The organism is Sphingopyxis sp. (assembly GCF_965227415.1).
GTDB lineage: Bacteria > Pseudomonadota > Alphaproteobacteria > Sphingomonadales > Sphingomonadaceae > Sphingopyxis.
On sequence record NZ_OZ245749.1, the window covers coordinates 1,147,796 to 1,162,525 of the forward strand.

Sequence of the window (14,730 nt, forward strand, 5' to 3'; positions counted from 1 at the left end):
CCGAGCCATCGCGCCGGGTGAAGCGCCAAACAGCGCTTGACCTCCACGGACCCATCGGCTTGACCGACACCATCTGTGCGGACGTGGCGAAATCGGTAGACGCAGCAGACTTAAAATCTGCCATCCTCTGGATATCCGGGTTCAAGTCCCGGCGTCCGCACCATCCATTTTCCGGTACCGCGACCAAAGACGCACAAGAGCATGGCCTTGCTTGCGTCGGCGTCCTAGGATGCGCCGCGATGCGCCTCCTTCGTCCTGCCGCCGCCGTGTGTCTCACCGCCTCCGCCGCGCTCGTGCTGGCAAGCTGCGGCCTTTTCGGTTCGCGCGGGCCGGTCAGGGTCGCCGCGATCGGTGCGCTGAGCACCGGGGCAACGCCATTGAACGGCGAATTGTCGGCGGGCAACGCCGCGTTGCTCGATCTTTCGGCGCAAGGGCTCGTCAGCTTCGACGGCGAAGGGCAGATCGATACGGGGCTCGCCGAGCGCTGGACCGTGACCGCCGACGGGCGCAGCTATGTCTTCCGCATCCGCGAGGCGAAATGGGCCAGCGGTCGCAAGGTGAACGCCGAAGATGTCGCCGCCGTGCTGCGCGCCTATCTCGCGCCGGCGAGCCAGCATGTCCTCAAGAGCAATTTTCCGGAGATCCAGACGATCAAGGCGATGACCGACAGCGTCATCGAAATCCGCCTCTCGGTACCCCAGCCGAATATGCTCGAGCTGCTTGCGCAGCCTTCGATGGCGGTGGTTTACAAGGGCATGGGTTGGGGGCCGATGCGCGCGAAACGGATCGGCCGCGCCGTGCTCTTGTCGCCCGTCCCCGATCCGCTTGCCGAAGACGCCGCCGCGGCCGAGGCCGCGGCGAACGACCCGTCCGCATCGATCGAGCTGACCGGCACCACGCCGCAAGGCGCGCTGGCCCGGTTCAAGAACGGCTATGCCGACGGCGTCGTCGGCGGGCGCTTTTCGACGCTGCCCTATTTCATTTCCTCGAACATCGGCCGCTCACGCCTTGTCGTCGATCCGGCGCCGGGGCTTTTCGGCCTTGCCTTCACGCGCGCCGAGGGCTTTCTCGCAACCGACGCCAACCGCGACGCGCTGTCGCGGGCGATCCGGCGCCAGCGCCTGATCGACGCCTTCGGGCTGACCGAATGGCAACCGCAGACGGCGCTGCGCCCGTCGGTATATCGCCGCGACGGCGGACCCGAGCCATTGCTGCCCGCGTGGGCCGATTTCGACGATGAATCGCGCCTCGTCCAGGCGAAGCGCGTCGTGGATGCATATCGAGCCAGCGGCCGCGAGATCGCACCGCTGCGGATCGCAGTGCCGTCGACGCCCGGCGGCCGCATCCTTTTCGCTTATGTCGCTGCCGACTTTGCCCGGCTCGGCATCGGAAGTCGCCGCGTCACCATGGCCTCGGCTGCCGACCTCCGCCTGATCGACGAGGTGGCGCCAAACGACGACGCGCTTTGGGCGCTGCGCCGCCTCTCGTGCCAGCGTGACACGCTCTGCAATCGCGAAGCGCAGGAGCTTATCGACGCGACGACGATCAATATCGATGCCGGCCAGCGGGCGCATCAGGTCGGAGAGGCCGAGACCGTGCTCGCGCGCTATACCCCCTTCATTCCGCTTGCCTATCCGTTGCGCTGGTCCGTCGCTTCGCAGCGCCTGACCGGGCTGCGTCCGAACGTCCGCGCCACGCACCCATTGAATAGATTGATTGCCTTACCTAACTAATACAGCGGCGCTCAACTTCCGGGCGCTGTGTGAAAGGACCCAGATGGCCCCTTCGAGCCCGAATCCCGACGCGATCTTCGACGCGCTGATCCAGAATCGCCGCGACCCGGCCTCGCTCCGCAAGCGCGTCGAGACGCTCGAAATGCTGCTCGAGCGCAGCTTCGTGATTCCCGGCATCAACCGCCCGATCGGCCTTGATGCGATCGTCGGCCTGGTGCCCGTCGTCGGCGATGTGATCACGGCGACGATGGGCGCCTATATCATCTGGGAAGCGCGCAATCTGGGCATGTCGAAATGGCATATCTGGCGCATGATCGGTAATCTGGGCGTCGATACGGCGCTCGGCGCGATCCCGATTGCCGGCGACGCCTTCGACTTTCTGTTCCGTTCGAACAGCCGCAATCTGAAGATCATCAAGAGGCACCTCGACAAGCACCATCCGGGCACGATCATCATCGACCAATAGGGGCGCCCTCCCCCTTCCCCTTGGGTGTCCCGCGATGTTAGGGTCATGGCTCTCGCACAGCCGCACGACACCCCAGGGGAGAATTTCCGAACATGATCCGCGCCACACTCGCCGCGCTTGCTCTCAGCTGTTCTTTCGCGGCCGTCGCCGCGGCGGCCCAGGACGCCAAGGACCCTTATCTCTGGCTGGAGGATATCGAGGGCAAGAAGGCGCTCGACTGGGTCAAAAAGGAAAATGCGGCGACCGACAAGCTGATCCGCAATCGTCCGGGATTCGAGAAAGACCGCCTGCGCGCCAAGGAAATTCTCGACGACAATCGTCAGATCGCCGACCCCGGCGAGGTGATGGGCGATACCATCACCAATTTCTGGCGCGACGCCGCCAATCCGCGCGGTATCTGGCGGCAAAGCCCGCTGGACGCCTATCTGGCCGGCAAGCCTGTCTGGACAACGCTGATCGACGTCGACGCGCTCGGCAAGGCGGAGAAACAGAGCTGGGTCTGGCACGGCGCCGACTGCCTCGCCCCCGACTATAGACGCTGCCTCATCTCGGTCAGCCCCGGCGGCACCGACGCCGACATCGTCCGCGAATGGGATCGCCCGACCAAGAGCTTCGTCAAGGACGGCTTCGCACTGCCGCAGGCGAAGAGCAGCGTCACCTGGGAGAATGCCGACGCGCTTCTCGTCGCGACCGACTATGGCGCCGGCAGCATGACCGCGTCGGGATATCCGCGCATCGTCAAGCGCTGGAAGCGCGGTACGCCGCTCTCCGCCGCCGCAACACTCATCGAGGGCGAAGCCGGCGACGTCGGGATGGGCGTTTTCGCGTTCATGGATGGCGACAAGCGATGGCCGATGATCAGCCGGAACAAGACTTTCTACACCAGCGACGTCTATCTCCCCCACCCCGCCGACGGCGATTACAACAGCAGCATCATTCCCGACACGGCGGATCTGCGCGCGGTGATCGACGGTCAGGCCATCATTTTCCTCAACGAAGCCTTCGCCGACTTCCCCGCAGGATCGCTCCTTGCTTTGCCGCTCGACACGATGGCGCGCGGCGACCAGGTGCCCTTCGTCCCCGTGATGACCCCGACAAAATCGCAGGCGATCGAAAATGTCGCCGCGAGCAAGAATGTCCTGTGGGTCAAGGCGCTCGACGATGTCGAAGGCAAGCTGTTCGCGCTTCGCCGCGACCAGCCCCATGGCCGCTGGAGCCAGAAGGAAGTCCCCGTCACGGCCAATGCGACGATGGCTATCGCAGGCACCGTCGATGACCGCGACCTGGCGTTCGTGACCGCCGAGACGATGCTGATGCCGCCCACGCTTTACGCTGTCGGCGAAGCCGGCGCTCCGCAGACCATCCAAAGCCTGCCCGCGACCTTCGACGCGAAGGACATGACCGTCGAAAAACGCTTTGCGACGTCGAAGGACGGAACGAAAATCCCTTATTTCCTGGTCCGCAAGACGGGCGCCGCGGGTCCCGTCCCGGCGCTGGTCCATGCCTATGGCGGTTTCCGCGCCGCGCAGACGCCGGGCTATCTCACCGGCCAACCCTATCGCGCCGGCCCGCTCGGCCTGTTCTGGGTCGAGGATCGCAACGCCTATGTCCTCGCCAACATCCGCGGCGGCGGCGAATATGGGCCAGCCTGGCACCAGGCGGCGCTGCGCGAAAAGCGGCAGAACAGCTTCGACGACCTCCATGCCGTCGCCGAAGATCTTGTCGCGACCGGCGTGAGCCGCAAAGGCAAGATAGCGATCTCGGGTCGTTCGAACGGCGGCGTCCTTGTCGGAGCAGCGATGGAGCAGCGTCCCGACCTCTATGGCGCGGTGATCTCTGGCTCACCGCTCAAGGACATGCGCCGCTATAACAAGCTGCTCGCGGGCGCATCGTGGGTCGCCGAATATGGCGATCCCGACAATCCCGACGACTGGGCGTTCCTGTCGAAATATTCGCCCTATCAAAACATCCGCAAGGGTGTGAAATATCCGCCGATCTTCCTTTATCTGTCGACCAAGGACGACCGCGTCCATCCCGGCCACGCCCGCAAATTCGCAGCGCGCCTCGCCGAATATGGCAACAGCGTCTATTATCACGAATATCTGGAAGGCGGCCACTCGGTCGGCGCCGACCATGCCGAAGACGCTGTGCGCGCCGCGATGCTGCACGCCTTCCTGCTGCGCGAACTGGTCGAGAAAGACTAGGGCCAGGACGTATCGATGGCGGCGCGGCCGATGATCAGCCCCGTCGCCCATTGCCGTCAAAATGAAAAGGGCCGCCCTCGCGGGCGGCCCCTCCATTGTCGTGGCTGACGCGGGTTAGCTCAGGAGAGCGCGGCCCCCGCGAAAGAGGCCATGTTCACCTGATTTGCCGCGTGCGGCATTGGACAATGAGACATCGGACCACCTCCTTTCGCTTGTTGACGATAGCCATGATATGCGCGCGAGCGACGCCGCGCGCAAGAGCGATCCGTCCGATCAACGTGTAACGCCGGCGGCCTCGAAAAGAAGCCGCCGGCGTCGTTGTTCGTTAAACGGCAGATTTCTGCCCGTCCGATTTACGGCAGCGTGGTGCGCCCGCCCCTGCCAAACAGGAACGCGACGACAAAGAGCACAACGCCGATAACCAAGAGAATTTTTGCGAAGTCGGCGGAAAGACCGGCGACACCGCCGAAACCGAGAACCGCCGCGACAAGTGCGACGACCGCAAAGATAATAGCCCATTTAAACATAGTCAGTCTCCTCCTGGACGCGCGACTTCACCCTCCCGAACAAATGCTCCGGTGGAGCGGCGAACCGCCGGTGAAAAGTCTTGCGTAGATGCGCTGTTAACGCTGTTGCGAGGCGAAGGTTCCTGACCTCTGCTGCGCGATGACCGACGGCATTGAGACAGGGTTGATCGAGCGCGCGCGACGCGGCCCGGTTCATGATGGATGATACCATGGAAACCGCGACGGAACGGATCTGCACGATCGATATCAGACGATCATCCGGCCCCGCGAAACCGCCCCGAAAACCGGAGTCCCGTCTCGGGGCGTTTTGAGCAAGATGTCGGCTATCGAACTCCGCCGCGCCCTGCTAGGACGTTGTAAAGGTCGGGGTCTGTCGAGGCCGGCAGTCCGACGAGGCACGCTTGGGAGGGACGAGAGTGGAAACGATTTGGGATTGGATTACGGTCATTGCGTTTTCCGGCCTCGCGACATTGCTTCTGCAACGGTCCAGCGAAGAAACTCCGCGCGACAAGCTCTGGCATTACGGTCCGCCTGCGGTCGGATGCGCGGTCGTCAATTATCTCGGCAACGAGGGATATGATCTTTTCGCGGCAATTTTGTTCGTCGGTGTCGTCATTTACATCTTCACTGTGCTCAAGGTGCCGATCCCTTTCCAACAACGGTAACCTGTATGGCCACCAGCTTCCCATAACGGGACGCAGCGTAAAGCACGCGCCATTTGCGGCGATGCGAGCTTGACGGCCCACCGCTTCACCCTATCATTCGAGCACCCCCCGAACGTCGCAGAAATTGGGAGGTTGGGCGCATGTCGCCGAACACCAGCAGGTTGACGAAGAAGCGCATGGACAGCCGGCAAATCGATATCGGGAGGGACCTGAACATCCCTGGATTGCCCAGTCGGCCGCGAGGCCAGGAGGCGGGGATGCTGTCGTCGGCGCGCGACAAGCGGTCGATGCTGTATATTCTGTCGCTCCTGCTCGACGTGTTCGCGCTGATTCTGGGCTATCTGTGCGCGATCGAACTGCGCGACACTCAATGGCTGAGTGCCGGCGGCCATTCGATCATCTATATCGCGCTTCCCATATTCGTGATGTTCGAGATCGCGCGCGAAGCGCAGGATGCGGAAACGCTTCAGAACCGCGTGCTCGGAACGCAGCGCGCGCTCGGCGCGCTCGGCGCGACGGCAATCGTCATCATCGGGCTCGGCTTTCTGTTCAAGGCCGACGATATCTCGCGGCTGGGACTGGCCGTGACATTCGGAGCCGGCGCCTGCTTCATCATTCTCGGGAAATTCCTTCTCGAATGGATCGTGAAGGTCACGCTGGGCAAGGCGGTGGTCGCGACGATCCTGCTCCTCGACGGCCTGAGCGCCAAGCCCGAGGGATCCGCGATCGTCGTCGACGTCGAGGCACTCGGCATCTGGCCCGACCTCGACCAGCCCGACATGATCGACGCCCTCTCGCGCCTGATCTCACCGTTCGACCGCGTCATCATCGCATCGCGCTTCGAGCATCGCCCCGAGTGGTCGACGTTCCTCAAGGGCCATGACGTCGGTGGAGAAATCCTTCTCGATCGCGACCTGCTACACGGCGCGGTGGCGCTGGGTCGATATGATCACCGCGACACGATCGTCCTGTCGCGCGGCCCGCTCAACCTGATGAACCGGGTGCAGAAGCGCCTGCTCGACCTCACGGCCGCAACCGCGGCGCTCGTTCTACTGTCCCCTGTCCTGCTGGCCGTGGCGGTCATGATCAAGATCGACACGCCCGGTCCCATATTCTTCCGCCAATGGCGGGTCGGGCAAGGCAACCGGCAGTTCCGGATATTCAAGTTCCGATCGATGCGGCAGGATCGCAGCGACGAAGACGGGACGACGTCCACCGGCCGCGACGACAATCGCATCACGCGCTTCGGTCGCCTGATCCGCCGGACCAGCATCGACGAACTCCCGCAGTTGCTCAACGTCCTGCGCGGCGAGATGAGCATGGTCGGGCCGCGCCCCCACGCGCTCGGATCGACCGCAGGCGACGAGCTTTTCTGGCACGCTTCGCGCCAATATTGGCTGCGTCATGCGCTAAAGCCTGGCATCACCGGGCTTGCCCAGATAAGGGGATTTCGCGGCACGACCGAACGGGTGGAGGATCTTGACCTTCGCGTTCGTTGCGACCTCGAATATCTTTCCAACTGGTCGCTCTGGAGCGATATCATGATCATGCTCAAGACTGCCCGGGTCGTCATTCACAAAAATGCGTATTGAGCGCGAACCGGTGGTGATCGACGGCGTGGGCGCGGCATCGCGCATGCTGCATGAACGCCGCCGCGCCGCCTAGTACCGACCATGCGTTTCCTCGGCATCCTCCTCATCCTGCTGTCACTACCCATATTCATATGGTGGGTGCGCGCTTATCCGCGCCAGCGCAAATGGGCGTATTTCGCGATCGGCATTTTGCCCTTCACGATGAGCTGGGCCAATCTCGACGTCGCGTTCATCAACTGGGCGACGTGGCCCGGCTTTGCGCGCGGATTGATCGTTTCGATCCTCGACACGCTTGCGATTGCATTGATTCTCGTCGCGCGGGCGCCGTTTCGAAACCTGCCCCTGCTGGGTCCGCTGACCGCCTATATGCTGGCGGTCACGCTATCGATGGCCTTTTCCGAACAGTGGATGAGCTCGAGCTTCTATGCGTTTCAACTTCTTCGCATACTTTTGGTGTTCGTAGCGGTCGCCTCGGTGGCCGGACAGCCCGGCGCGGTGCGTTGGCTGGCTTTCGGCCTTGCGGCGGGCGCCATTTTTCAGGGCGTAGTGACGATCGACCAGCGCTTTTCGGGCGCTATCCAGGCCACGGGGACCATGGCGCATCAGAATATTCTGGGCCTGATGCTGCATTTCGTCACGCTGCCGCTGCTCGCCCTGCTGCTGGCGGGAGAACGGAGCAAAGTCATCATGCTGGGTGTGCTGGCGTCGCTCATTGCGGTCGCGCTCGGCGCTTCGCGCGGCGCGGCTGGCTTTATCGCGCTCGGCATCGCTCTTCTGTTCATTTTGTCGATGGCGCGCCAAATGACCCCGCACAAATGGAAAATGGCCGGCCTGGGAGCGTTGATGCTCGCGGTCGCCGCGCCGCTCGCCGTATCGAGCCTGGACGAACGCTTTCAAGCCGCTGCATCCGCGGAACCCGCCTACGACGAACGCGGGGCATTCGAGCGAGCAGCCAGCGCGATGTGGAAAGACCATCCGATGGGTGTGGGCGCAAACCAGTATGTCGTCATAGCCAATTCAAAAGGCTATTCGCAGAATGCCGGCGTCGTCTGGAATTCCAGCAGCCGCGCCGCGCATGTCCACAATATCTATCTGCTTGTCGCAGCCGAGACCGGCTGGATCGGCCTGTTGACGCTTGTCACGCTGTTCGTGTGGACGATTTTGCGCGGTCTTGCCTTCGCGTTCACAAATCGCAAAGACCCGAGGGGCGACGTCGTCCTCGGCGCAAGCGTTGCCGTCTTCGTGACGGCGCTGCACAGTTTCTGGGAATGGATCTTCGTCGTTTATAATACGCAATATGTGTTCGCCATATCACTCGGGATCATCGCCGGAAGCATCAGGCAGGCGCGTATCGAGCGGTTGGCTCAGGCACGGCTTCGGAGCAAAAAGGCCGCGACTCCGCCGCCCGACATCGAGAGCATTCGGGTGACGCGCACCAGACCATCGGCACGCGCATGACGAAACGCAAATTTCTGACGCCGCCGCGATCGTGGCAAATCCATGCCAACGCGGCAGGCTGGATTGCAGCGACTTACGCGGCCCAGCAGATCATTCGCCTTTTTTCGAGCATCCTTCTCGCCTGGCTGCTTGCTCCTGCGCTGCTTGGGACGATGCTGCTGATCAATGCGCTGCGCACCGGCGGCGAGTTGCTGACCGACGTCGGCATCGGCCAAAGCATCGTCAACAACCGGCGGGGAGAGGATCCCGCCTTTTTCAATACGGCCTGGACGATCCAGTTGCTGCGCGGCGCGCTGCTCTTCTTCGTCGCTCTCGCGCTCACCGTTCCGATCGCCCATGCTTATGACAAGCCGGAATTGCTCATATTGCTCCCGGCGGTAGCGCCTCTCTTCATCTTCACCGGATTGACATCGCCGGCGCGTTTTCTCCTCCAGAAGCGGATGGAGGTACGCAAGCTCGCGCTGTTTGACCTCGGATCGGCCGTATTCGGGGCGAGCGCCCAGATTCTCCTCGCCTTTCTCATGCCGACGGTGTGGGCGCTGATATGGGGGCTGCTGATCGGCACGGCCGTCCCGGCGATCGCGAGCTTTTTCCTGATCGACTGGCGCATGCACCGCCTGCGGTGGGAAAAGGAAGCTGTTCACGCGATCATCCATTTCGGCAAATGGATCTTCCTTTCATCGATCGTCTATTTTCTCGCGATGAATTTCGACCGCCTGTACCTCGCGGACGTGATCCCGCTCGCGCTGCTGGGCATATACGGGATTGCGCGGACTTTTGCCGATGCGGTGACCGAACTCTTCCAACGCCTGGGAAACTTCCTCATCTTTCCCAAGGTTTCTGCAACGGGATTGCGCGGTGCCGAACTCAGCGTCGCAATCGCCCCGATGCGCCTGGCCCTGCTCGGCGTCGTCGCCTGCGGCCTCGCGCTGGGCGTCGCGCTTGCGGACCAATTCATCTATCTCGTTTACGACGCGCGCTACCACGACGCCGGCTTCTTCCTGTCGGTGCTTCTGGTCGGCACCTGGTTCGCAATTCTTTCGGCGATGGCCGAAGCGATGATGATGGGGATCGGAAAGCCGTCGGGCGTCGCCTTTGGCAATGGCGTCAAGTTCGCCGTGATCGCTTTCACGCTTCCGATCCTGCTGCCGCGTTTCGGCCTGAACGCGGCCATGCTGGCCTTCGTCATTGCCGAGGCCGCGCGCTATGCCGTCCTCGCCTGGCGAAAACGAAGGACGGGGTTGCAGTTCCTTCGCCACGATGTGGTTTTGACTCTCGCTTTCTTTGCCCTGATCTTCCTGTTTCGCGAAGCGACGTCCCTGTTGGGCCTAACCGGCGGGGTCAGCGATTGGGTCCGGGAGGGTATGCAAGTGCATGGCTGACGAAGGGGTGTCTCGGTTCGGCGTCGTCGCGATTGGACGGAATGAAGGCGAAAGGCTGAAACGCTGCCTCCGCTCGATCCCGTCGGCCATCCCTGTTGCCTATGTCGACAGCGCATCGACCGACGATAGCGTTGCCTTCGCAAGCTCGGTCGGGGCGCTCGTCGTTTCGCTCGACATGCGTTTGCCCTTTTCCGCTGCCCGCGCGCGCAACGAAGGCTTTGACGCGCTCTACGCCGCGCACCCCGATATCGAATATGTCCAGTTCGTCGATGGCGATTGCGAACTGGAAGCGGGCTGGCTGGAAACGGCGGAGCTTTTTCTGGCGCGCGAACCCGATGTGGCGGCAACGTGCGGGCGTCGTCGCGAGCGCTTTCCCGAAGCAAGCTTTTACAATGGCATGGCGGACGAGGAGTGGAACACGCCGACAGGCGAAGCGCGTGCCTGCGGCGGCGACGCGATGATGCGGATCGCGGCTTTCGTCGATGCGAAAGGCTATGATCCTGCCATGATTGCAGGCGAGGAGCCCGAACTCTGCCAGCGGATGCGGGCGCGTGGATGGCGCATCTGGCGGCTCGACGCGCCGATGACGATCCACGACGCCGATATGCATTTTTTGCGCCAATGGTGGATGCGCGCTGTTCGCAGCGGCTTCGGCTACGCACAGGTGTGGCGGAAAACGAAACGAAGCGGCGGCGACGTGCTCTATGGGCGGCAGATCATCAGCGCATTTTCATGGACCGTCGGGATCATCGGCCTTGCCGGCTTGCTCGCGCTGGCTTTCGGACCGCTGGCGATTCTGGTGGCGCCATTGCTCTGGAGCGCACAACTCGGGCGCCTCGCCCGCCGTGAAGGAGCCAAAAAGGCCATGCTGCTGATGCTCGGAAAATTCGCCGAGATGCTGGGAATCCTGCGCTTCCAGTTTGCATCGATCGCGGGGCGCCGACAGGGCGCGATTTTCTACAAATGAGCATCGCCTATCTTGTCAGCGACTATGGAGCCGCTTCGCACACATTTGTCCGTCGCGAGGTAGCGGCCGTTCGCTCGCTGGGAATCGCGATTGCCGCGTTCAGCGTCCAGCCCGGCCAAGACCGAGAAACAGCGGAGAGCCTTCTGGGACGATCGGTCCTGGACTATCCCGCCGCATTGTTTTGGGCACTAGCGACCCGCCCGCGCAGATTCTTCTCCTGCTGGGCGCTTGCCCTCCGACATCGGGTCGGCGGACTTCGCGCGCTGGTCTGGTCGCAATTCCACTTTCTGGAGGCCCTGCTTCTTGCGCGCCTGATGAACCGGCAAGGCGTGCGGCACCTCCACAATCATTTCGCGAACAGCGGCGCAACCGTGGGCATGCTCGCGGCGCATTTCGCCGAACTGCCATGGAGCCTGACGGTCCACGGCATCTCGGAAACCGACTATCCGGCCGGGGCGCTCCTGGCCGAAAAGGTGAAGCGCGCGACTTTCGTCGCGTGCGCATCCTATTTCATGCGTGCGCAGGCGATGCGCTTCGTCGCGGACGATCAATGGGCCAAGATGCATATCGTCCGCTGCGGGATCGATCTGTCGACCGTGCCCGACCGGCCTGCGGCGCATCAAACGAAAATGGGCGATCCGCCGCAGCTGATTTGCGTCGGTCGGCTATCGCCCGAAAAGGGTTATCCGGGCTTGTTCGCGGCTCTGGCGGGACTTGCTGCGGAAGGTCTCGATTTCTCGCTGACGATCGTCGGCGACGGCCCTGCTGCGGACGCGATCCGGGCTGATGCAAAGTCGCAGAAGCTGGAGGACCATATCCGCTTTGCCGGGTCGCTTCCCGAAAGCGCAACGCTGGTCGAAATGGCCAAAGCCGATATCTTCGTTCTGCCAAGCCTGATGGAGGGGCTGCCCGTGGTGTGTCAAACGGCGTTCAAACGGGACCCCCGATCGGCGTCGAAGAAGGACCCCCTTGCGGATATGATGGGGGTTTGTTGAGGTGAGCCTTGCGCTGCGTGCGGCGGAGGTCGGGCGTAGCCCGACCGGAGGCGCACGCAGCGCAAGATAGATTTTTGAAGGCGGCGAAGGTGGCGGTCAGCTGCGGTTTTTGAAGCGCCAGCTATCGTTGCCCGTCTCGACGATATCGCAGTGGTGGGTGACGCGGTCGAGCAGCGCCGTGGTCATCTTGGGATCGCCGAAGACGGTAGGCCACTCGCCGAACGCGAGGTTCGTGGTGATGATGACGCTGGTGCGCTCATAAAGCTTGCTGATGAGGTGGAACAGCAACTGCCCTCCCGAGCGTGCGAACGGCAGATATCCAAGCTCGTCGAGCACGATCAGGTCGAGCCGCGACAGCTGCGCCGCCAGGGTCCCGCCCTTGCCGATCCGGGTCTCCTCTTCGAGGCGTGTCACCAGATCGACGGTGTTGAAGTAGCGGGCGCGAGCGCCTCTTCGCACGACATTGGCGGTGATCGCGATGGCAAGGTGGGTCTTCCCCGTCCCCGTGCCGCCGACAAGCACGATATTGCGCCGGGATGGCAGGAAGGAGCCATCATGAAGGGACCGGATCATCTCCTCATTGATCGGAGTGCCGTCGAAGCTGAACCGCTCCAGATCCTTCACCACGGGTAGCCTGGCCGCCGTCATGCGATAACGGATCGAGGCTGCATCCCGGTGGGTCGCTTCAGCGCGGAGCAGGTCGGTCAGTATCTCCATAATGGTGCGCTTGCGTTGGAGGCCGGTGGTGACGGCCTCGTCGAACGCCGCAGCCATACCCTTGAGGCCAAGGCCACGCATCGTATCGATCATATCATGCCGCTGCATCATAGCCTCGCAGCAGATCATAGCGAGCGCAGTCGGCAACCGGAGGATGGCGCAGCATCCGGTCTTCCGAGGTGACGATGCTATGGGGCGTCGCCGGCTCGCTGTGCCGCGAGAGGATGTTGAGGATCAGCTCGTCGCTGGCCGTTCCGGTCGCCAGCGCTTCGCGCGTGGCAGCTTCGACCAACTCCAGACCATCGGTGAGCACCGCCGAGAGGACCCGCACGAACCTGCGATCTGCTTCGTCCCCGACGCCCAACCTTCGCCGTAATCGATGCAGCGCGGGCGGCAGATCCCAGTCCTGGAACGGCGCGCCATTACGGAGCGCGCCGGGCTTGTGCGCGAGGACCGGCAGATAATGCCAAGGATCGTAAATGGTGCGGTTCCGACCGAAGTGGCGCTCATGCTCCCCGACGATCTCTTCGCCGCAACGGATGACGATACGATCGGCATAGGCACGCACCTGCACGGTCCGGCGCGCGGCCGTCGACATGACCGAGTAGCGGTTCCGATCAAAGCTGATGAGGCAGGTTCCGGTGACGGCGTGCTCGCTCTCATGGAAGCCGTCGAACGGTGCCAGGATCGGCTGCAGGGCCGGTCGTTCCATCTCCAGCGCCTCGGCGACGGTGATGTCGCTGCGCTCGGGATGGGCGTGATGCTCGGCCCAGCGTCGGCACTCCGCCTCCAGCCACCCGTTGAGCTCGGCTAGGCTGGCGAACCGAAGCCGCGGCTGGAAGAAGCGGCCCCGGATCGTCTGGACTTGCTGCTCAACCTGGCCCTTCTCCCATCCCGCTGCTGGTGAGCAGGCCGTCGGCTCGACCATGTAATGATCGGTCATGATCAGGAAGCGGCGGTTGAACACGCGCTCCTTACCGGCGAACACGCTCGTCACCGCCGTCTTCATATTATCGTAGATACCGCGCCGGGGCACGCCGCCGAAGAAAGCGAACGCCCGAGCATGAGCATCGAACAGCATCTCCTGGCTCTCACGCGGATAGGCCCGGACGTAAGGTGTGCGCGATGCGCAGAGACGAGCGTGCGCAACCTTTACCCGCATCGGCTTGCCGGCGATCTCTACATCCTCGTGGCTCCAGTCGAACTGATAAGCCTCGCCAGGATGGAAGGTCATCGGGATGAAGGCCGGAGCACCTTCGCCCGCATCCTTCCGGCGCGTCACACGCCAGCGCGCCGCATAGCGGCGCACCGCATCATAAGAACCTTCGAACCCTTCGCGCGCAAGCAGATCATGGATACGCGTCATCCGCAGCCGGTCGCGGCGACCTCGCGCCTCGTTCTCCTCGAGAAGCACATCGAGCCGTTCCTGATAGGGGCCAATCCGCGGTAAAGGCTGGACTGTGCGCTGGTAGTTGAACACCGCCTCCGGCGACCGGATCGCCTTCCGGACCACCTTGCGCGATAACCGAAGATCACGGGCGATCGCCTTGATCGCCTTCCCAGACGCATGCTCACGCCGAATCCGAACCACTGTCTCCACTACCAACATCCCGTTCTCGCCAACTGATCAAACCAGTCAGCCGCCTAAATCCTCGGGATGAAGGGGTCCTTTTTACACGCCGATCACCCCCCGACGGGGGTGCCTATTGCACGCTGATCCTCAAGCAGCGTCTGAAACAGGCGCGCACTTCGGCCGAAATCACGTACCAACCCGGCTTCGCTCCTCCCGCGGCGGCCAAGAAGCCCGCAGCTCCGGCGAAGTAGCCAGCTCGTTACAATCCCGCCCGTCGGCCCCGGTCGCCGACCGGCGGGCCGGGTCTGTTTTCCGGCGCGCCAGTTCGGCGAGACCTAGTCGGCGTCGCAGCGGCTAGCGGGCTGCAGCGCATGCACGCCACGGACCCGAAAGCCCGACCCAGAAAGCCGGCACCCGTTGCCCAAAAACAAAAAGCCCCCGCACAATGGCG

At 63.1% G+C, this 14,730-nt stretch carries 12 protein-coding genes and 1 tRNA gene; 10 read left to right on the plus strand and 3 right to left on the minus strand.

The features are described 5' to 3' along the window. Window positions 1–77 precede the first annotated feature (77 nt). From ACO055_RS05570 to ACO055_RS05585, 4 genes are all read left to right on the plus strand, one after another. A tRNA-Leu gene (locus ACO055_RS05570) sits at window positions 78–163 on the plus strand. 76 nt (window positions 164–239) lie between these two features. Beyond that, on the plus strand, window positions 240–1,733 hold the full coding sequence (locus tag ACO055_RS05575) for an ABC transporter substrate-binding protein (RefSeq protein ID WP_422061600.1): 1,494 nt from the start codon (window positions 240–242) through the stop codon (window positions 1,731–1,733). Window positions 1,734–1,776: 43 nt separating this feature from the next. Then, a complete protein-coding gene (locus tag ACO055_RS05580; RefSeq protein WP_422061601.1) occupies window positions 1,777–2,199 on the plus strand; it encodes a DUF4112 domain-containing protein in 423 nt (140 codons plus the stop codon). 92 nt (window positions 2,200–2,291) lie between these two features. Then, window positions 2,292–4,403, plus strand: coding sequence for a prolyl oligopeptidase family serine peptidase (locus ACO055_RS05585; RefSeq protein ID WP_422061602.1), 2,112 nt, complete (start codon window positions 2,292–2,294; stop codon window positions 4,401–4,403). Between the two features lie 353 nt (window positions 4,404–4,756). Here ACO055_RS05585 and ACO055_RS05590 read toward each other — a convergent pair whose 3' ends face one another. Continuing rightward, on the minus strand, window positions 4,757–4,930 hold the full coding sequence (locus ACO055_RS05590) for a DUF1328 domain-containing protein (RefSeq protein WP_422061603.1): 174 nt from the start codon (window positions 4,928–4,930) through the stop codon (window positions 4,757–4,759). A gap of 416 nt (window positions 4,931–5,346) precedes the next feature. Between ACO055_RS05590 and ACO055_RS05595 the strand changes: the two genes are divergently transcribed. The 6 genes from ACO055_RS05595 to ACO055_RS05620 all read left to right on the plus strand — a co-directional run bounded on the left by ACO055_RS05595 (window position 5,347) and on the right by ACO055_RS05620 (window position 11,989). Next, on the plus strand, window positions 5,347–5,595 hold the full coding sequence (locus tag ACO055_RS05595) for an XrtV sorting system accessory protein (RefSeq protein ID WP_422061604.1): 249 nt from the start codon (window positions 5,347–5,349) through the stop codon (window positions 5,593–5,595). A 257-nt stretch (window positions 5,596–5,852) separates the two neighbouring features. Then, window positions 5,853–7,187 carry an exopolysaccharide biosynthesis polyprenyl glycosylphosphotransferase gene (locus tag ACO055_RS05600; RefSeq protein WP_422061605.1) on the plus strand — a complete coding sequence of 445 codons (1,335 nt, stop codon included), beginning with the start codon at window positions 5,853–5,855 and terminating at the stop codon, window positions 7,185–7,187. 81 nt (window positions 7,188–7,268) lie between these two features. After that, window positions 7,269–8,645, plus strand: a complete 1,377-nt coding sequence (locus tag ACO055_RS05605) for an O-antigen ligase family protein (protein ID WP_422061606.1) — start codon at window positions 7,269–7,271, stop codon at window positions 8,643–8,645. Then, window positions 8,642–10,027 (plus strand): oligosaccharide flippase family protein, encoded by a 1,386-nt coding sequence (locus tag ACO055_RS05610; RefSeq protein ID WP_422061607.1) that lies wholly within the window; start codon window positions 8,642–8,644, stop codon window positions 10,025–10,027. The genes ACO055_RS05605 and ACO055_RS05610 overlap by 4 nt, the downstream gene beginning before the upstream one ends. After that, window positions 10,020–10,994 (plus strand): glycosyltransferase, encoded by a 975-nt coding sequence (locus tag ACO055_RS05615; protein WP_422061608.1) that lies wholly within the window; start codon window positions 10,020–10,022, stop codon window positions 10,992–10,994. Before ACO055_RS05610 ends, ACO055_RS05615 begins: the two co-directional genes overlap by 8 nt. 314 nt (window positions 10,995–11,308) lie before the next feature. Next, window positions 11,309–11,989 carry a glycosyltransferase gene (locus tag ACO055_RS05620; protein ID WP_422061609.1) on the plus strand — a complete coding sequence of 227 codons (681 nt, stop codon included), beginning with the start codon at window positions 11,309–11,311 and terminating at the stop codon, window positions 11,987–11,989. A gap of 96 nt (window positions 11,990–12,085) precedes the next feature. Here the strand turns inward: ACO055_RS05620 and istB are convergent, their stop codons facing one another. Next, window positions 12,086–12,814 carry an IS21-like element helper ATPase IstB gene (gene istB / locus ACO055_RS05625; RefSeq protein WP_095385564.1) on the minus strand — a complete coding sequence of 243 codons (729 nt, stop codon included), beginning with the start codon at window positions 12,812–12,814 and terminating at the stop codon, window positions 12,086–12,088. Beyond that, window positions 12,801–14,315: an IS21 family transposase gene (gene istA / locus ACO055_RS05630; protein WP_422059577.1), complete on the minus strand. Its 1,515-nt coding sequence runs from the start codon at window positions 14,313–14,315 to the stop codon at window positions 12,801–12,803. Before istA ends, istB begins: the two co-directional genes overlap by 14 nt. Window positions 14,316–14,730 lie beyond the last annotated feature (415 nt).